The sequence below is a fragment of the Terribium retamae genome, assembly GCF_022347545.1.
Classification (GTDB): domain Bacteria; phylum Pseudomonadota; class Alphaproteobacteria; order Rhizobiales; family Rhizobiaceae; genus Mesorhizobium; species Mesorhizobium retamae.
Genome location: NZ_JAKREW010000072.1, coordinates 1 through 15156, shown reverse-complemented (window position 1 = coordinate 15156; position 15156 = coordinate 1). Strand labels below are relative to the sequence as shown.

Below are 15156 nucleotides of genomic sequence, written 5' to 3'. Positions count from 1 at the left end.
GCGATGCCGAGCGCCGCGATGCGGCTGGTGCGGCCGCGCCGTGCGATCAGCAGGATGCCGGCGGTTCTGCCGTCCACACGCAGCAATCGGCTCGCCACCATGTCGATGTGCTCGGCCTGGATGCGGCGGGCGAGTGCGGCGGGATCGAAGGCGATAGGGACGACATAGCCTTCATAGCCCTTGTTCAGCGCCTCGCATGCCTCGGTCAGTGGAACCTGTGCGAGGGAGAGGAAGGAGATGCCCATGCGTTGTGTATCCATGCCTGTCATGGACGGCATTTACCGTGTCGCCGATCGGTCGGGCATGACCACCATGGCGGAAAAGGGCGAGCCACAGGTGCGTTTCGTCGACAGCGGCAACCGGGGCCCCCTTATCTTTTTTGAACCGCGGCTCCTCCATCGCCGTTTCCATGGAACTTCATTTGAAGTGCTCCCAACTGCGCCGCCCGGCTTTGCCAGGCGGCGCTCTTTTTTGGAACCGGCAGAGCGGCTCCGGGTTACCATGGCGCTGGAGACGATGTTTCCGCAGGCCGGCGCCCCGTCCGCACTTTTGCCCCAACCGCGCCGGCCTCCTTCCTTTTCCCGTCTTCACGGAAACGCGGAAACAACTCCCGCTGCATGTTTTGCGAAATTGCTTTCGGCAGGCGCAGGTTTTTGGAACAGCTTCCGGCAAGGCGTGTTGGAGATGGACCGATGGCTCCCCACCATCGGCCTGCCACGCCGGCCCGGTGCGTTTCCCTCATTCCGTATCGGGCCGGTTTGTTCGCAACGGCGGTTCCGCGACCGGCGTCAAGGATGCCGATCTATTGGGCTGAAGTGACGCGATAGCAGATTTCAGTCTTGTAATACACGCATACATATTCTTCAGCCTGCTTCGCCATCCTGACGAACACGCCCTTGCGCCCGATGATATCGAGCAGTTCGCCTGTGGGGATGGGGCCCTCGCCGCTCATCGAAACGACAGGATCGCTCTGCGCTGCGAAACCGGTCCACGTTGGCACGACAAGGAAGACACGCTTCATGGTCAGGTAACCGCCTGCGACAGGTGTAAAGCCCCTATCGGCAAGGTCGTTCAACGATGGCCTGTCAGCAGCATGGGCGCCTGCGCCCAGCACGGCCAATACGAGCGTCACCAGGATTTTGAACATCGCCCCTCCTGCTCGGGCAGGACAAGTAGCCGCATCATTGGCCTTTTGATGGCGGTGTAGGGGAGACATCCCATGTCAACGCGACAGCAATCATGCAGGTATTTACCTGCATGATGTTGACATGCAGGTAAATACCTGCATATTATCACGCCAGATCCGAGTGAGGCCGATGGACGCTGACAAGGTTTTCAAGGCGCTGGGCGATCCGACACGCAGGAAGCTGCTCGACCTTCTCTACGAGAAGAATGGGCAGACGCTGGGTCAGCTTTGCGAACATCTGGGCATGGCCCGGCAATCCGCCACCCAGCACCTCGATCTGCTGGAAGAAGCCAACCTGGTCAGCACGGTCCGGCGCGGCCGGGAAAAGCTGCATTTCATCAACCCCGTGCCGCTCCACGAGGTCTACGAGCGATGGGTACGCAAATTCGAACGGCAGCGGCTCGACCTGCTGCACGATCTGAAAAAGGAACTCGAAGGAGAGTGACGATGGCCGAACAGAGCCTGAAGGAGACGACCCGCTTTGTCTACGTGATCTATATCCTCTCGACCCCTGAAAAGGTGTTCGAGGCGATCGCGAAGCCGGAGGTCACGCGGCGCTATTGGGGTCACGAGAACATCTCCGACTGGCAGCCCGGTTCGGACTGGCAGCACGTCCGCGCGGACGACGGACGCGCCGTGAAGGTCGTCGGCAAGGTTGTCGAAGCCACGCCGCCGAGCCGTCTCGTCATCACCTGGGCCGCTCCCGCGCAGGCCGCCGACCCCGCAGCCCACAGCCGGGTGACCTTCGCGATCGAGGAATATGAGAGCATGGTGCGGCTGACCGTCACCCATGACGACCTCGAGATCGGCGGCGATATGACGAAGGCGGTGACACAGGGTTGGCCGGTGATCCTGTCCAGCCTGAAATCCTTCCTGGAGACCGGCCGCGGCATCGACCTCTTCGCCAAGCCGAAGGCGGCCTGTCCGCCGGCGGGCCTTTGATCCATCAGCAACGAAAGAATCCGAAATGAGCAGGATCTTCGCAGGCGGATGCGCATGTGGCGCGATCCGTTACGAAACGGCGGCCGAGCCGATCTTCGAGAACCATTGCCAATGCCGCGATTGCCAGCGGCGCAGCGGCACAGGCCATGGTTCCTATCTCACCTTCGCCCGGCGGGACGAGATGACCATCACCGGCGAGGCCAGGACCTGGCGCGTCACCAGCGACAGCGGCAACGAAAAGATCTACGCCTTCTGCCCGACCTGCGGCACGCCGGTCTACCAGACATCCGTTGCGATGCCAGATCTGATCGCTGTCCCCGCGGCCAGCCTCGACGACCCCGGCCAGTTCAACCCGCAGGTGCTCACCTATGCCATCGGCGGCCATGCCTGGGACACGATCGATCCCGCCTTGCAGGCATTCGAGCGGATGCCGCACGGGTAGGGCGAAACGCCGCTGCACGCTTGGCTGAAACTGCTCTATTTCGTCGTTACCTCGACAAGGGCCGTCATGGGTTTGCCATTCACCAGAATGGGCTGATGATGGTCGTCTGCAAGCAGAACGCCAATGACGTGCCGTCCGGTGGAGCTGGGGCAATGGCCAAAACGGGCCTTGATCAGGTCGCCGCCAAAGTCGCTGTTCATGCTGTTGTACGGGCGGCCCGGAATATTGCACGTGTCGCCGTCGGGATCGATCTTCATATGGACGTGGCCGCACTGGCGGTTTTCTCCGCATTGGCTGGCGGGGAGCAGCTTGAAACTGCTTTTCACGACGACGCCGACCGATCGTTCCGGGTCGTCGCCCAGCTCGACGATAGTTCCTGCCTTGGGCCAGACGATCTCCAGCGTCGGAGCTTCCTGAGCTCGCGCGACGGTGAATGAGAGCATTGCCAGGCCGATGGCGGTCACGGAGCGGAACATGGAGAATCTCCAAAAATGTAATCGCCGATTACACCGGAGTCTTTCCCGAGGCAAGAAAAATAATCGGTGATTACATGGCGGGCTTCATGGTAGCTGTCCGACATGGATAAGGATCAGCAGGCGGAACAGGCCAGGCGTTACCATCATGGCAACCTCGTCGAGGCGCTCGTCGCAGCGACGATAGACATCATCGAAGAACGCGGCGTCGAACATGTCTCCGTCCGGGAGGCGGCCAAGCGCGCGGGTGTTTCGCCTGGCGCTCCGTTCCGGCATTTCCGGTCGAAAACGGCGCTGATGACCGCCGTTGCGGAGCAGGCCATGAACAGGCTGACCGAAGCCGTGGCGCAAGCCAGTGCGGATGCGGAAGGTGGCGATCCCCTGGCAGTCTTCGAGGCGATCGGCCACGGTTATCTGCGTTGGGCCATGGCCAACCCCACGCATTTCCAGATCATCAGTTCGCGGACGCTGATCGACTTCAATTCATCGGAGGTCCTGCGCCACCAGAACGAGGCCATCCGCCAGCAGATGATCAACCTCCTGGCGGACGCGCGGCAGAGCGGCCGGATTGCCGATGACCTGGACTTCGACCAGGTACTGCTCGGCGCCCGCGCCCTGGTCTATGGTCTGGCCCGCATGGCCATCGACGGGCATTTCCCGGAGTGGAACGTGGCCGGGCCCGAGGCGATGCATCACACCCTTCACCTCTTCATGGCGCAGATCGCCCAGCGCTAGACGGTTGCCTGCGCCGCGATGACTGGTCCGGTGCCTTGCCCTTCAATCTACCAGCCACGCCTTCAACACCTGCACGCCTTCCGGCTGGGCTCCGGGCCACAGCTGCACGACGTAGCGGTCGTCGCCGTCGAGCTCGTCCTCGCTCAGCGTGTCGAGGCCGGCGAAGTTCACCCTGACGCCGAGCGGCCCGGCTTTCACGGCCAGACGAGCAGCGTCCGGTTCATAGTCCGTCATGCCGGCCAGCACGAGTTTGCCCGATGGACAGTCGAAACCGGCCTCGACCACATGCTGGTAGGCGTCGAGGTCGGGGTCGGGCCGCCGGTCGTGCCATTCGACGCGCACCGGCACGGTCATGTTGCGGGCCGTGTGGAAGATGATCGCATGGGGGCCGACCATCAGCCGGCGCTCTAGCAGATCGTCCGCATAGTCGTCGGGCAGGTCGGGATCGGCTTCGTCGCGCAGGTATATCTGGAAGTAGTCGGCAAAAAGGTCGCCTTTGTGCAGGACCTGGACCATGGGTGCTCCGGCAGCTTTTGAACCCGTCGTTGCGAACAACCCCATTACCAGCAAAGTGCGACGGTTCAAAAGCATGCGTCGCGGAAAGCCGTTTGTGACGGACAGTTCATGCTAGTCGCCGAGCGCGAGATGACCGCGAGGATCCGTCCCGCGAAACTCGCCTCATGCCGGCGCGAAATGCCGTGGGAAGGCGTGGTGCAGCAGCGTCGCGATCGTCTTGGCCGGAACCTCGGAATCGCGGTCGGGCGGATTGAGGTGGCCCCAGTACCAGGCCCCCTGGACCAGGCAGTTGAGGCTTTCCGACAGCGTCTTGGGATCGACGTCGGTGTAGTTGCCCAGGCGCACGATCTCGGCGAGCAGTTCGCTGGCTTCGGCATTGTAGGCGAGGTCGCCGGGCAGGCCGATCTCCTTGTAGATCTGCATGCTCTTGCGGTCGCTGCCGAAGATGACGAAGACCGAGACCCATTTCGGATGCTGGCGCGCGAACCGGCGCCCGCATTCGACCGCGCCCTGCACGCGCTGCACCGGCGACAGGCCTGGCGCGCGCACCAGCGTGGTCCACAGCGCGTCATACTGGTCGCTAAGATATTGCAGCACAGCCCTGAGCAGGTTCTCCTTGTTGCCGAAATGGAAGACCACCAGCGCGTTGGAGGCGCCCGCCTGTGCGGCGATGGCCTGCATGGTCAGGCTGGAAAAGCCCGCATCGGCGATGAGATCGATGGCGGCATCGATGATGCGCTGGACGCTGGCTTCGCCGCGTTCACGCCGGCGGTCGCGGCGGGCTGCCGGACGTTTCGCCGGCGCGGTTTGCGTTTTTTCAGCCGTGGCTGCCTTGCGTTGAACCATTTTGCTTTCCCAACACCGGCCACAGGCTGAATGCCCGGAGCCGGCTCATTTCATGACAGGCCGCGCGATACGCGATCACAGCGGCGGGCGTGCCCCGCTGCCGTACCATTGGCCGCGTGCCGTTTCAAAGGCCATCGCCGCGCGGAATACATCGGCATCGCTGTAGGTGCGCCCGACGATCTGGATGCCCGTCGGCACGCCGTTCGTCGCCCGGCCGGATGGTATGGAAATCACCGGGCAGCGGCTCAGCATGTTGAACGGCGTCGTCATCACCCAGCCGAGCGACGGGTTCACCGTCTTGCCGTTGATCTCCACGGTGCCCGTGGTCTGGTCGAACTCGGCCGGTACCGCCGGCAGTGCGTTGGTCGGGCACAGCAGCACGTCATATTTTTCCAGCAAGGGTCCGAGGCTCTGATACATCCGCGCCGCGACCTCCAATGTGCCGACGAAATCGGTGGCCTTCGACTTCTGGCCGTCCTCGGCGAACTTTCGCGCATAGCTGGTCATGTCGTCGCCATGCTCCTTCAGCAGGCCGGCCAGCGAGGCGCCGAAGATGTGTTCGAGATAGGCCATGCCGGATTTCAGCACCTCGTCGCCCCAGCCGAGATCGACCTCGTCGACGGTAGCCCCCAGCGAGCGGAACACCTCGCAGGCTTCCAGCGTGTTCCTGCGCACGTCCGGATGCACCTCGAAGGAGCCGAGGCCCATCGAGAAGGCGATCTTCCAGCCCTTGATCGGCTTGTAGTCGAGCGGCAGCCTCAGCTTCGGGCGCAATGTCGCGATGTCGAGCGGGCTGGGGCCGGACATCACGTTCTGCAGCAGGATCGCGTCGGTGACGGTGCGCGCCAGCGGCCCGGTGTGGCAGTAGAAATCGAGGTTGAACGGCGGCTCGTCCGGGTTGCGGCCATAGGGCGGCTTGAAGCCGACGAGGCCGCATGCGGAGGCCGGGATGCGGATCGAGCCGGCGATGTCCGACCCCGTCGCGATGGCCGAGGTGCCGGCGGCAAGCGTGGCTGCCGAGCCGCCCGAGGAGCCACCCGGCGTGTAGTCCGGGTTCCACGGATTGCGGGTGACGCCCCATCGCCGCGACCAGGTATAGCCGGCGCAGCTGAATTCGGGCGTCGCCGTGCGCGCATGCACGATGCCGCCCGCCCTGATGATGCGGTCGTTGATGGTGGAGGTATGGTCGCTGACGGCGCCCTGCGTCAGCAGCGAGCCGTGCGAGGTCGGCTTGCCCTTGATGTAGCTCTCGTCCTTGATGCCGATCGGCAGCCCTTCCAGCGCACCGGTCCTGGCGCCCTTGGCATATCGGGCCTCGGCCTTGCGGGCGAGCGCCATCGCTTCGTCGAAATAGGTGAAGGTCAGGCAGTTGATCGTGGGTCTGGTGGCCTCGGCGCGCCGGATGGTGGCTTCCATCAGCTCCACCGGCGAAAGCTTCTTCGTCTTGAACAGCTGCAGCGCCTGGTGGGCCGGCATGTAGCAAAGGTCGAGGTCGGACATGCGAAATCTCCGGCGATCGGGCGATCGCGATTATGGCTGAGAGTGGGGTGACGGGCAGAGCAGGCACTGCCCGTCAGGTCGAGAGCGGTGCTATTTCTGGATGTCGGTCCAGATCTTGGTGTAAAGCTGCAGCACCGGCGGCGGGCAGATCGGCATGACCTCGCCCTTGGCCAGGAATTCGGCCGGGATGTCGACCTCCGGCGCGCCTTTCATGTCGGCGGGCATGAACTTGTCCGACCCCTTGATGCCGTTGGCGTAGCGGGCAAAGGCGGAGATCATCGCCGCGTTTTCGGGATCCATGATGAAGTTCTGGAACAGCTTCGCGTTCTCGACATTCTTGGCGTCCTTCAGCACGGCGACATTGTCCATGAAGATCGGATAGCCCTCCTTCGGATAGCCGTAGACGATGTCCTTGTTCTGCAGCCGCTGGCGCAGCGAGATGCCGTTCCAGTTCACGCCGGCCGCGATGTCGCCGCGGCCGAGCCCATCGACGGCGGCGTAGTCCAGCGAAAGCCATTTCGCCTTGGCCTCGACCAGCTTGTCGCGCACCTTTTTCAACAGTTCCTTGTCTTCGGTGCAGAACTTGCCGCCGAAATAGGTGATGGCGAAATACAGGATGTCGCCCATCTCGGGCACGACGTTGATCTTGCCGGTGAGTTCGGGCGGCGGATCGAGGAAGATCGCCGACGTGTTGACGTCGCCGGAATAGACGGACTTGTTGACCGACATGCCAGTCGTGCCCCACTGCCAGGGCACGGTGTATTTGCGGCCCGGATCGAACGGAACGTCGACCCAGCGCGGGTCGACATTCTTGAAGTTCTCCATCTGGTCGGGGCGCGTTTCGAGCAGCAGCCCTTCGCTGATCCAGATCGGTATCACGCTGGCCGAGGGCACCACGATGTCATAGCCGGACGCGCCTTGCCGTACCTTGGCGAGCGCGGTGTCGTTGGAATCATAGTCGGTGACGGTGACCTTGATGTCGTACTGTTTCTCGAACTTCTTGATCAGTTCGGGGCTGGTGTAGTTGCCCCAATTGTAGATGTTGAGCACGCCTTCGGCGCGGGCTGCGCCCGTCGCGGCGGCAAGCGACAGGCCGAGCGCCACGACTGCCAGTTTAAGCTTCATGTGCATTCTCCCTTTGGGGACCCGGCTGTCAGCCGATGGGTCCGTTTGGGCCGCGACGGCGCTGCCGGGCGGCGGTCTCCTTCTCATGTTCCCTGGGCGGCCTTCACCGGCTGGCGCTGGCTGACCGATCTTGTTCCCGAAGGTGAGATTATTATTACTAACTGTTTAGTCAATAAGTTTTCGAAGCGGACTTTAGGACTGGATTGGAAGAGCAGGAAATAAGGAGTCGTATCGTTTCCGAAACGATATCTGAATGGCCTAAGTCGCGCTTTCAGAGCGCCACACGCGCCGGAGATTGTAGTCGACAAGGGCGATTGCATCGTCGGCTGTGCGGATGCCCATCAGCACGTCGTAGGTCATCCCGCTGGAGAGCGCGAGCAGGGTGGCGGCTTCCCGGTCGAGGTCCAGGCCATCGCGAAGCTGTGCCCCCGCCTGCGCGCCGCGAAGCATGTCTGCGACGATGTCCTCCAGCCCTGGCTTGGCATGATTGGTGACATGTTCGGCCAGAAGCCGGTCATTCACCGCCCTGATGCCGTAGGCAAGATGGATCAGTGTCGACTGCCGGCTTTCGTCATCGAGCGGCAGCAGGCCAAGCAGCAGCACGCGGATCGCCTCCTTCAGCGAAGCGCCTTCGGGCAACCGGCTCTCGATGCGTTTGCGGTCATATTCGTTGCGCAGCGCCAGCGCCTCGACGAGAAGGCGATCGCGCGTCTCGAAATAATACTGGACCAGCCGCGTCGACACGCCGGCTTCCGCCGCTACCTGGCGCATCGAAACCTCTTCGAGGCCGCGGCTCGCAGCAATCCTCCAGAGCGCTTCGGCGATCTGAAGGCGACGCAAACTGTGATCGACGCGTTTCGGCATGAAGCATTGCCTGGTGCTGGTTTTATGATACGATCGTATCACATAAGGAGAACGACCTTGAGTGAATCGAACGAAACGGGTGGCCCTGCAAAGAAACACATTTCGCCATGGGCTGCAGCAGTCTGGATCGTGTTTGTCGGCCAGGGCCTTGTCGCAACCCTGGTGGAGCTCGTCTGGAGCAAGAAGATCGCGCTGCCGGGCATCCTCGCAGCCTATGGTTTTCCGCTTCCGTGGTGGGGTGGACTGGCGCTGGCAACGCTCGGAGCAGCGCTGCTCTTCTGGATGCACAGACGCGGCGTTCGGGTGTCGGATTGATCGTTCCGCCTCCTGCCGCCTCGGTCAGCCTGCTGGCTTCGGCTCCAGGAACGCCAAGGCGCCGTAGCTCCAGTGTTGCTTGATGCGCCGCTCCGGGTCTTCAGCAAGCCAGCCGCGCACCGATGGCCCGACCCAGACCTGAGGGTCCGGTTTGCCGGGATTTGCCGAACGTCCGGGCTCGCCGGGCCCGAAGGGCAGGTTGGGATTGTACCAGCGCAGGATGGAGTTGGTGTAGCGCGCCTTGATGAACTTCGACAGCGCCTTGTACTGCCGCTCGACCCAGGCCGCCTCTTCGGAGCCGGCGATCGTCCCGATCGCGATCCTTCCTTCGGTGATAAGGGGTCCGACGATCTGCGAGCGGCTGAACTGGATTTTCCCGGAGGCTGCACCGGTATGGTTCGCGCCTCCGCCGGCCGGACGCAGCACGATGCTGCACAGGCTGCCTGCAACAGGCTCCATGGACCGCAGCAAGGGCGGCCCCGCCGGGTCGTTGGAATGTTCGTCGATCAGGAACACGCGATCGTCCGACAGGATATGAGCCACGAAGTCGCGCTCGTCATCGGGATGCATGATGAAGCGAAGCTGACTTCTCATTTTGGCTCCTGAACGGCTGCTTCACGATAAGCGAGGCGGCAACCGTTCTAGGCCGCCCGCGCGGGTTTGGTGCCGGTGATGGCATCAATGCTCCATGCCCCCGGCCCGGCCACCGACAGATACAGGAAAGCGATGCAGTAGACGATCGCGAGCGTGCCGTCGTCGAGAAAGGGAAAGAAGCCCTGCTGCGTGTGCATGGTGAAATAGGCGATGGCCGCTTCACCGGCCAGCAGAAGCGCGACCGACCGCGAAGCCAGGCCGAAAAGCAGCATCGATCCGAACATGATCTCCAATATGCCGCTCAGCCATAGCGGCGTGAACGGTTGCGGAATGCAGCCGACGCTGGCGCAGCCGAGCAGCTTGACGACCGCGTGCTGGGAAAATGTCAATGCGATGGCGATCCGCATGAGGCTGAGCAATTGCGGTCGCATGGATACGCTGGAAAACATCGCTATCCTTGCCCGAAGATGATGTTTCCGTGCTTAGGCGAGCGCGCGGTAACGCAACAATGAACTTGTCGAGAGATTGGCGTTAGCGAATATGCAAGGGTCGCCTGGCGGCTATCGATCAGCGTTCCGGAATGGATCCCCGACACTTTCCGGTCGCTTCGCTCCCTGCGAGGTCGAGGATGACGGGGGTAAGAGCGCCCCGGCAAATCTCGAACGTTGGTGACGACATCTTGGGTAACGCCAGGCACCGACGATGACAGTTAGCCGCGACAGCAAATGCAGCCCGTCATCCTCGACCTCGTGAGCGACCGCAGGGAGCGGAGAGTGTCGGGGATCCATTCCGGAACGCCGACAAAGGCACAGCGGTTCAGAACAGTTGATTGGCGAGGCCTGCCAACGATCTCATCATCGCGGTGCGGCTGCTGCGCAACCCCACACCTGCCGCCTGACCGCCCCCGCCATATCCCAATTGGGACATTGACCGCGGCCCCCCGGCTGCGGCCTCATCCGGCCCGGATCTTCGAAGAACGGGTTGTCGATGTCGCGCACGCTTTCCACCACGCCGAAACAGGACGGGTTCCGGGCGCCGGGCGAGTTCGAGCCCAAGGCCGGCTGCTGGCTGATCTGGCCGGAACGGCCCGACACATGGCGGCTGGGCGCCAAGCCGGCGCAGCGGGAATTCGTCAAGGTGGCGGCCGCGATCGCAGAAAGCGAGCCGGTCACCATCGCGGTGTCGCGCCGGCAATGGCTCAATGCCCGCGCCATGCTGCCGGATCATATCCGCCTCGTCGAAATGGCCACCAATGACAGCTGGCTGCGCGACAGCGGGCCTAATTTCGTCATCGACGACAAGGGCGAGGTGCGCGGCGTCGACTGGACTTTCAACGCCTATGGCGGCTTCGACGGTGGGCTCTATACGCCCTGGGACCTGGACGATCTCGTCGCCCGCAAGGTGCTGGAGACGGAGCGGATGGACCGCTACCGATCGCCCTTGATCGCCGAAGGCGGCGGCCTGCAGTGCGACGGGCAGGGCACGCTGGTGACCACCGAACAGTGCCTGCTCAACCGCAACCGCAACGGCCATCTGGGCAAGGAAGCGGTGGAACGGCAGCTCTGCGACTATCTCGGCCTCGATCATGTGATCTGGCTGCCGCGCGGTTTCGCCTTCGACGAGACCGACGGCCATATCGACGACCTCTGCTGTTTCGTCAGGCCGGGTGTGGTGGCGCTGAGCTGGACGGAGGAGCGCGACGACCCGCAATATGAGATCGTGCGCGAGGCCGAGGACATATTGCGCTCGGCGACCGATGCGCGCGGCCGCCGGCTGGAGGTGCATCGCATCCGCCATCCGCTGCCCATCGAGATGACGGCGGAAGAAGCCGCCGGCGTCGACCGCGTCGACGCCACCTGGGCGCGGCCCGAAGGCAATCGGGTCGCGGCCACCTACATCAACTACTATCCCGGCAACAGCGTCGTGGTGGTGCCGCAATTCGCCGACGAGAAGCTCGACACCGAAGCAAAGTCGAAACTTGCCGAACTGTTTCCCCAGCATCGTATTGTCGGCATCGAAAATTCACGCGAAATTCTGCTCGGCGGCGGCAACGTCGCCTGCATCACGCTGCCGGTCTATGCCGGGCAGACATCGGCCTGAAGAGAGCGAACGCTCCGCGGGTCAAAGGGGAAAATAACAATGAGAGGAATGGCATGCGTACTTCCATGATTTCGGCATTTGCCGCAGTGCTTGGCTGCTGTGTTTTTTCAGGCGGCGCCTGGGCCGAAGAAGAAAAAGTCGTCAACGTCTACAACTGGTCAGATTACATCGCGCCGGACACGGCTGCGAAGTTCGAGAAGGAGACCGGCATCAAGGTCGTCTACGACGTCTATGACGGCAACGAGGTGCTGGAGACCAAGCTGCTGACCGGCGGGTCGGGTTACGACGTGGTCTACCCTTCGGCCTTTCCGTTCCTGAAGAACCAGGTGAAGGCCGGCGCTTTCTCGCCGCTGGACAGGACGAAACTCGCGAATTTCGCGAAGCTCGACCCGCAGGCGCAGAAGCTCGTCGCCGGCGCCGATCCGGACAATGTCCATGCCGTGCCCTACATGGCGGTGACCGACGGCGTCGGTTACAACATCGAAGCGGTCAAGAAGCGCATGCCCGACGCGCCGGTCGACTCGCTCGACATGATCTTCAATCCCGACGTGGTGAAGAACTTCGCCGATTGCGGCGTCACCATTCTCGACGCGCCGGCCGAGATCATCCCGATGGCGATGAACTATCTGAAGCTCGATCCCAACTCGACCAATCCGGACGACCTCGCCAAGGTCGAGGAGCTGTTCGGCAAGATCCGGCCCCACATCCGCTATTTCCATTCCTCGAAATACATCAACGATCTCGCCAATGGCGACATCTGCGTGACGCTGGGCTGGTCGGGCGACATCCTGCAGGCGAAGTCGCGCGCGGCGGAGGCCTCCAAGAAGTTCGAGATCGCCTATTCGATCCCGAAGGAAGGAACGCTCATCAATTTCGACACCATGGCAGTGCCGAAGGATGCGCCGCATCCGCAGAACGGCCATGCCTGGATCGACTTCAACATGCGTCCCGACATTGCGGCCGCCAATTCCAGCTACATCTCCTTTGCCAATCCGATCCCGGAATCGCTGCCGCTGATGGATCAGGCCGTGGCCAAGGATCCGGGCGTGTTCCCGCCGGAAGAGGTGAAGGCCAAGCTGTTCGTGGTCGATGCCGCCGACGGCAAGCAGCTGCGCCTGCAGAACCGGCTGTGGACGCGTGTCGTCACGGGGCAATGAGCGCGGGGAGGGTGCCGGTGATGAGCGGCTGGGGGCACGCAGACAGCCGGTGCCGGCGCCGCCCCTCATCGCCCTGCCGGGCACTTCTCCCCGTAAACGGGGAGAAGGAGGCTGGCCGCAACGGCAGCGCCTTTTCCGTAACGCTGGCGATTGGCGAAACCGCTGGCGCGAGCTTCCCTCTCCCCGTCACTATACGGGGAGAGGATGCCGGCAGGCAGGTGAGGGACGGCGGCAACATCGGACATCTGCGTGTGCCCTTCGGCGAAGCGGCGGAGAGGGAACGTCAGAAACGATCCCCCGCCCGGGAAGTCGGCTACAGCTCCGCTGCCCTCGCCGCAGCCATCAATTCCACCTGCGAATGAACGCCGAGCTTGGCGTAGACCTTCTTGATGTGGTTGCGCACGGTTCCGGGCGATATGGCAAGGCTGCGTGAAATGGATTTGGCCGAGCCGCCGTCAATGAGCAGGTCCGCGATCTGGCGCTCGCGGGCGCTGAGCCGCGACAGCCGCAAGGCGGAACCGTCCTCGCCATAGCCGGCTCCCGCCTGTTGTTCGGTTCGCCATTGATGCCACAGCTGTTGCAGCACCAGCCGCGTCGCGCCGCTGATCGCCTCCGCCAGCGCAAGGTCCTGCCGGCGGAACGCCGGCGCGCCGCGAAACCTCAGGAAGGTGACGTAGCCCGCGGCTTTTGCGTCGAGGTTGAAGACGCCGGTGATCTCGTCGAAGCTCTGCGACGGTTCGTAGAAGTCCCGGTAGTAGGCGGTCCGCTGGAAGTCGCCTCTATCGAGCGCGGCCAGCGGCAAAAGGAAATCCTGCCTGGTGCTGGCGAACCTGCGGAAGAACGGGTCCAGCCTGTAGAGATGCGCGTCGTAGTTGCGGTTCCACGGATCCGGCCCGCGGTCGTCGATGGTCACCGAACTGTGGTCGCGCAGGTAAAGCCCGACATAGGTACGGTCGGAAGCCAGCAGGTCGTTCGCGGCGGCGGTGAAAGTGGCAGAGATCTCTTCGGTCGAGCCGGCCTTCGCGGCCGCAGCCACGCCCTGGCTCCAGTGTCCGAACTGCTCGAGAGTAATAGCCGGCTGCATGTCCCGAACGATATCCCGTGCCGGCGCGAATTCAAGTTGATACAGCAATCCGGAACAATTCCAGCAGCAGCGTGCAGCGCTTTTGCGTCTAGAGCATTTTGTAGCCAAGTGGAATCACTTGGCGTCACAAAAATGCGACGAAAACAAAAACTTAGAGCGTTTCCGCGTTTCCGTGAAAAACGGAAACGCTCTAATGTCTGCCGCCCGTAACAAAGGAGCCCGCCTCATCATGCGCAAGGTAACCGTCGCCGCCACACAGATGGCCTGCGTCTGGGACGAGAAGGAGAATGTCGCGCGCGCCGAGCGGCTGGTGCGGGAGGCGAAGGGAAAGGGCGCCGATCTCGTCCTGATCCAGGAACTGTTCGCCGCGCCCTATTTCTGCCAGGACCAGTTCCACGGCTTCTTCGAGCTTGCCCGGCCGTTTGCGGACAATCCGTTGATCGCGCATTTCTCGGGCCTGGCGCGCGAGCTCGGCGTGGTGCTGCCGCTCAGCTATTTCGAGCGTGCCGGCCAGAGCTATTTCAACAGCCTCGCCGTCATCGATGCCGACGGCACCGTGCTCGGCAATTATCGCAAGAGCCACTTGCCGGACGGTCCGGGCTATACGGAGAAGTTCTATTTCTCTCCCGGCGACACCGGCTTCAAGGTGTGGAAGACGAAGGCCGGCACCATCGGTGTCGGCATCTGCTGGGACCAGTGGTTTCCTGAAGCCGCGCGCTCGATGGCGCTGCAGGGCGCCGAAATCCTGCTCTATCCCACCGCGATCGGTTCCGAGCCGCATGATGCGGGTCTCGATTCCAGCGCCCATTGGCAGCGTGTGATGCAGGGTCATGCCGGGGCCAACATCATGCCGCTGCTCGCTTCCAACCGCATCGGCACGGAGCAGGGCCGCGCCGGCACCAGCATCACCTTCTACGGCTCGTCCTTCATCGCCGATCCAACCGGCGCCAAGGTCGCCGAGGCGGACCGGGAGACCGAAACCGTGCTGACCGCCGCCTTCGACCTCGACGCCATCGCCCACCAGCGCCGCTCCTGGGGCGTCTTCCGCGACCGCCGCCCCGAGCTTTACGGGCGGCTGGCGACGCTGGATGGGGGCTTGCCGGGCTGAGGTTTGGTTGGGGTGTTTTGGGCCGCCGTGCGGCGAGCCGCACAACGGTCCTCATCCTGAGGTGCTCGCGAAGCGGGGGCCCCCCCCCCCCCCCCCAAACACCCCCCCGGGCGGGGGGCCGCGGGCGGGCCCCCCCCCCCCGCCCCGCCGCGGGCGGGGCGAGGGGGGG

Annotated in this window: 21 protein-coding genes and 1 pseudogene; 10 read left to right on the top strand and 12 right to left on the bottom strand. The window is 63.2% G+C overall.

From position 1 onward, the window contains the following. Nucleotides 1-245: hypothetical protein (locus L4923_RS29275; RefSeq protein ID WP_239370628.1), on the bottom strand; the 245-nt coding region annotated here is incomplete at its 3' end. Here L4923_RS29275 and L4923_RS29270 point away from each other — a divergent pair. After that, nucleotides 244-819: a hypothetical protein gene (locus tag L4923_RS29270; protein ID WP_239370627.1), complete on the top strand. Its 576-nt coding sequence runs from the start codon at nucleotides 244-246 to the stop codon at nucleotides 817-819. The genes L4923_RS29275 and L4923_RS29270 overlap by 2 nt on opposite strands. Here L4923_RS29270 and L4923_RS29265 read toward each other — a convergent pair. After that, nucleotides 803-1147, bottom strand: a complete 345-nt coding sequence (locus L4923_RS29265; protein WP_239370626.1) for a hypothetical protein — start codon at nucleotides 1145-1147, stop codon at nucleotides 803-805. The two genes, L4923_RS29270 and L4923_RS29265, sit on opposite strands and share 17 nt — an antisense overlap. Nucleotides 1148-1316: 169 nt before the next feature. On the opposite strand from L4923_RS29265, the gene L4923_RS29260 reads away from it, so the two are divergent. The 3 genes from L4923_RS29260 to L4923_RS29250 are packed head-to-tail and all read left to right on the top strand — an operon-like array spanning nucleotide 1317 to nucleotide 2570. Then, a complete protein-coding gene (locus L4923_RS29260) occupies nucleotides 1317-1631 on the top strand; it encodes an ArsR/SmtB family transcription factor (protein ID WP_239370625.1) in 315 nt (104 codons plus the stop codon). Between the two features lie 2 nt (nucleotides 1632-1633). After that, nucleotides 1634-2128 (top strand): SRPBCC family protein, encoded by a 495-nt coding sequence (locus L4923_RS29255; protein ID WP_239370624.1) that lies wholly within the window; start codon nucleotides 1634-1636, stop codon nucleotides 2126-2128. 25 nt (nucleotides 2129-2153) lie between these two features. Then, nucleotides 2154-2570, top strand: coding sequence for a GFA family protein (locus L4923_RS29250; protein WP_239370623.1), 417 nt, complete (start codon nucleotides 2154-2156; stop codon nucleotides 2568-2570). Nucleotides 2571-2605: 35 nt separating this feature from the next. Here the strand turns inward: L4923_RS29250 and L4923_RS29245 are convergent, their stop codons facing one another. Together L4923_RS29245 and L4923_RS31030 are read right to left on the bottom strand one after the other, a co-directional pair. Next, nucleotides 2606-3046 carry a hypothetical protein gene (locus L4923_RS29245; protein WP_239370622.1) on the bottom strand — a complete coding sequence of 147 codons (441 nt, stop codon included), beginning with the start codon at nucleotides 3044-3046 and terminating at the stop codon, nucleotides 2606-2608. A gap of 84 nt (nucleotides 3047-3130) precedes the next feature. After that, nucleotides 3131-3259 (bottom strand): hypothetical protein, encoded by a 129-nt coding sequence (locus L4923_RS31030; RefSeq protein WP_275448645.1) that lies wholly within the window; start codon nucleotides 3257-3259, stop codon nucleotides 3131-3133. Between L4923_RS31030 and L4923_RS31170 the strand changes: the two are divergent. Both L4923_RS31170 and L4923_RS29235 read left to right on the top strand, forming a co-directional pair. Beyond that, nucleotides 3233-3292: pseudogene (locus L4923_RS31170) on the top strand (hypothetical protein); the annotation flags it as partial. The gene L4923_RS31030 and the pseudogene L4923_RS31170 sit on opposite strands and share 27 nt — an antisense overlap. A 72-nt stretch (nucleotides 3293-3364) precedes the next feature. After that, entirely contained in the window at nucleotides 3365-3778 is a 414-nt protein-coding gene (locus L4923_RS29235; RefSeq protein ID WP_239370629.1) for a TetR-like C-terminal domain-containing protein, read from the top strand. A 42-nt stretch (nucleotides 3779-3820) separates the two neighbouring features. Here L4923_RS29235 and L4923_RS29230 read toward each other — a convergent pair whose 3' ends face one another. The 5 genes from L4923_RS29230 to L4923_RS29210 all read right to left on the bottom strand — a co-directional run bounded on the left by L4923_RS29230 (nucleotide 3821) and on the right by L4923_RS29210 (nucleotide 8629). Continuing rightward, entirely contained in the window at nucleotides 3821-4294 is a 474-nt protein-coding gene (locus L4923_RS29230) for a hypothetical protein (protein WP_239370621.1), read from the bottom strand. 162 nt (nucleotides 4295-4456) lie between these two features. Further along, nucleotides 4457-5140, bottom strand: a complete 684-nt coding sequence (locus L4923_RS29225) for a TetR/AcrR family transcriptional regulator (protein WP_239370620.1) — start codon at nucleotides 5138-5140, stop codon at nucleotides 4457-4459. Nucleotides 5141-5215: 75 nt separating this feature from the next. Continuing rightward, nucleotides 5216-6640, bottom strand: coding sequence for an amidase (locus L4923_RS29220; protein ID WP_239370619.1), 1425 nt, complete (start codon nucleotides 6638-6640; stop codon nucleotides 5216-5218). A 90-nt stretch (nucleotides 6641-6730) separates the two neighbouring features. After that, the gene (locus tag L4923_RS29215) at nucleotides 6731-7765 is read right to left on the bottom strand and encodes an ABC transporter substrate-binding protein (RefSeq protein WP_239370618.1); all 1035 of its coding nucleotides are present in this window, start codon (nucleotides 7763-7765) and stop codon (nucleotides 6731-6733) included. A 258-nt stretch (nucleotides 7766-8023) separates the two neighbouring features. Beyond that, the gene (locus L4923_RS29210) at nucleotides 8024-8629 is read right to left on the bottom strand and encodes a TetR/AcrR family transcriptional regulator (protein ID WP_239370617.1); all 606 of its coding nucleotides are present in this window, start codon (nucleotides 8627-8629) and stop codon (nucleotides 8024-8026) included. 57 nt (nucleotides 8630-8686) lie between these two features. Here L4923_RS29210 and L4923_RS29205 point away from each other — a divergent pair, with 57 nt between their 5' ends. Beyond that, nucleotides 8687-8944 (top strand): hypothetical protein, encoded by a 258-nt coding sequence (locus L4923_RS29205; protein ID WP_239370616.1) that lies wholly within the window; start codon nucleotides 8687-8689, stop codon nucleotides 8942-8944. 24 nt (nucleotides 8945-8968) lie between these two features. Here L4923_RS29205 and L4923_RS29200 read toward each other — a convergent pair whose 3' ends face one another. Together L4923_RS29200 and L4923_RS29195 are read right to left on the bottom strand one after the other, a co-directional pair. Next, on the bottom strand, nucleotides 8969-9538 hold the full coding sequence (locus L4923_RS29200) for a hypothetical protein (protein WP_239370615.1): 570 nt from the start codon (nucleotides 9536-9538) through the stop codon (nucleotides 8969-8971). A gap of 47 nt (nucleotides 9539-9585) precedes the next feature. Further along, nucleotides 9586-9945, bottom strand: a complete 360-nt coding sequence (locus L4923_RS29195; RefSeq protein ID WP_239370614.1) for a DoxX family protein — start codon at nucleotides 9943-9945, stop codon at nucleotides 9586-9588. 580 nt (nucleotides 9946-10525) lie between these two features. Between L4923_RS29195 and aguA the strand changes: the two genes are divergently transcribed. Continuing rightward, nucleotides 10526-11638: an agmatine deiminase gene (gene aguA, locus L4923_RS29190; RefSeq protein ID WP_239370613.1), complete on the top strand. Its 1113-nt coding sequence runs from the start codon at nucleotides 10526-10528 to the stop codon at nucleotides 11636-11638. Nucleotides 11639-11691: 53 nt separating this feature from the next. Next, nucleotides 11692-12795 carry a polyamine ABC transporter substrate-binding protein gene (locus tag L4923_RS29185; RefSeq protein ID WP_239370612.1) on the top strand — a complete coding sequence of 368 codons (1104 nt, stop codon included), beginning with the start codon at nucleotides 11692-11694 and terminating at the stop codon, nucleotides 12793-12795. Nucleotides 12796-13108: 313 nt separating this feature from the next. Here the strand turns inward: L4923_RS29185 and L4923_RS29180 are convergent, their stop codons facing one another. Then, the gene (locus L4923_RS29180) at nucleotides 13109-13927 is read right to left on the bottom strand and encodes a helix-turn-helix transcriptional regulator (RefSeq protein WP_239370611.1); all 819 of its coding nucleotides are present in this window, start codon (nucleotides 13925-13927) and stop codon (nucleotides 13109-13111) included. A gap of 181 nt (nucleotides 13928-14108) precedes the next feature. Here L4923_RS29180 and aguB point away from each other — a divergent pair, with 181 nt between their 5' ends. Further along, complete coding sequence (aguB, locus tag L4923_RS29175; RefSeq protein WP_239370610.1) at nucleotides 14109-14987, top strand: N-carbamoylputrescine amidase; 879 nt, start codon at nucleotides 14109-14111, stop codon at nucleotides 14985-14987. Nucleotides 14988-15156 lie beyond the last annotated feature (169 nt).

Coding starts and splice junctions, on each gene's coding strand:
- L4923_RS29200 (WP_239370615.1), bottom strand. CDS start 9,538: ATGAGAAGTCAGCTTCGCTTCATCATGCATCCCGATGACGAGCGCGAC.
- L4923_RS29220 (WP_239370619.1), bottom strand. CDS start 6,640: ATGTCCGACCTCGACCTTTGCTACATGCCGGCCCACCAGGCGCTGCAG.
- L4923_RS29265 (WP_239370626.1), bottom strand. CDS start 1,147: ATGTTCAAAATCCTGGTGACGCTCGTATTGGCCGTGCTGGGCGCAGGC.
- aguB (WP_239370610.1), top strand. CDS start 14,109: ATGCGCAAGGTAACCGTCGCCGCCACACAGATGGCCTGCGTCTGGGAC.
- L4923_RS29235 (WP_239370629.1), top strand. CDS start 3,365: ATGAACAGGCTGACCGAAGCCGTGGCGCAAGCCAGTGCGGATGCGGAA.
- L4923_RS29270 (WP_239370627.1), top strand. CDS start 244: ATGCGTTGTGTATCCATGCCTGTCATGGACGGCATTTACCGTGTCGCC.
- L4923_RS29230 (WP_239370621.1), bottom strand. CDS start 4,294: ATGGTCCAGGTCCTGCACAAAGGCGACCTTTTTGCCGACTACTTCCAG.
- L4923_RS29260 (WP_239370625.1), top strand. CDS start 1,317: ATGGACGCTGACAAGGTTTTCAAGGCGCTGGGCGATCCGACACGCAGG.
- aguA (WP_239370613.1), top strand. CDS start 10,526: ATGTCGCGCACGCTTTCCACCACGCCGAAACAGGACGGGTTCCGGGCG.
- L4923_RS29185 (WP_239370612.1), top strand. CDS start 11,692: ATGCGTACTTCCATGATTTCGGCATTTGCCGCAGTGCTTGGCTGCTGT.
- L4923_RS29195 (WP_239370614.1), bottom strand. CDS start 9,945: ATGCGGATCGCCATCGCATTGACATTTTCCCAGCACGCGGTCGTCAAG.
- L4923_RS29215 (WP_239370618.1), bottom strand. CDS start 7,765: ATGAAGCTTAAACTGGCAGTCGTGGCGCTCGGCCTGTCGCTTGCCGCC.
- L4923_RS31030 (WP_275448645.1), bottom strand. CDS start 3,259: ATGTTCGACGCCGCGTTCTTCGATGATGTCTATCGTCGCTGCGACGAG.
- L4923_RS29250 (WP_239370623.1), top strand. CDS start 2,154: ATGAGCAGGATCTTCGCAGGCGGATGCGCATGTGGCGCGATCCGTTAC.
- L4923_RS29210 (WP_239370617.1), bottom strand. CDS start 8,629: ATGCCGAAACGCGTCGATCACAGTTTGCGTCGCCTTCAGATCGCCGAA.
- L4923_RS29245 (WP_239370622.1), bottom strand. CDS start 3,046: ATGTTCCGCTCCGTGACCGCCATCGGCCTGGCAATGCTCTCATTCACC.
- L4923_RS29225 (WP_239370620.1), bottom strand. CDS start 5,140: ATGGTTCAACGCAAGGCAGCCACGGCTGAAAAAACGCAAACCGCGCCG.
- L4923_RS29255 (WP_239370624.1), top strand. CDS start 1,634: ATGGCCGAACAGAGCCTGAAGGAGACGACCCGCTTTGTCTACGTGATC.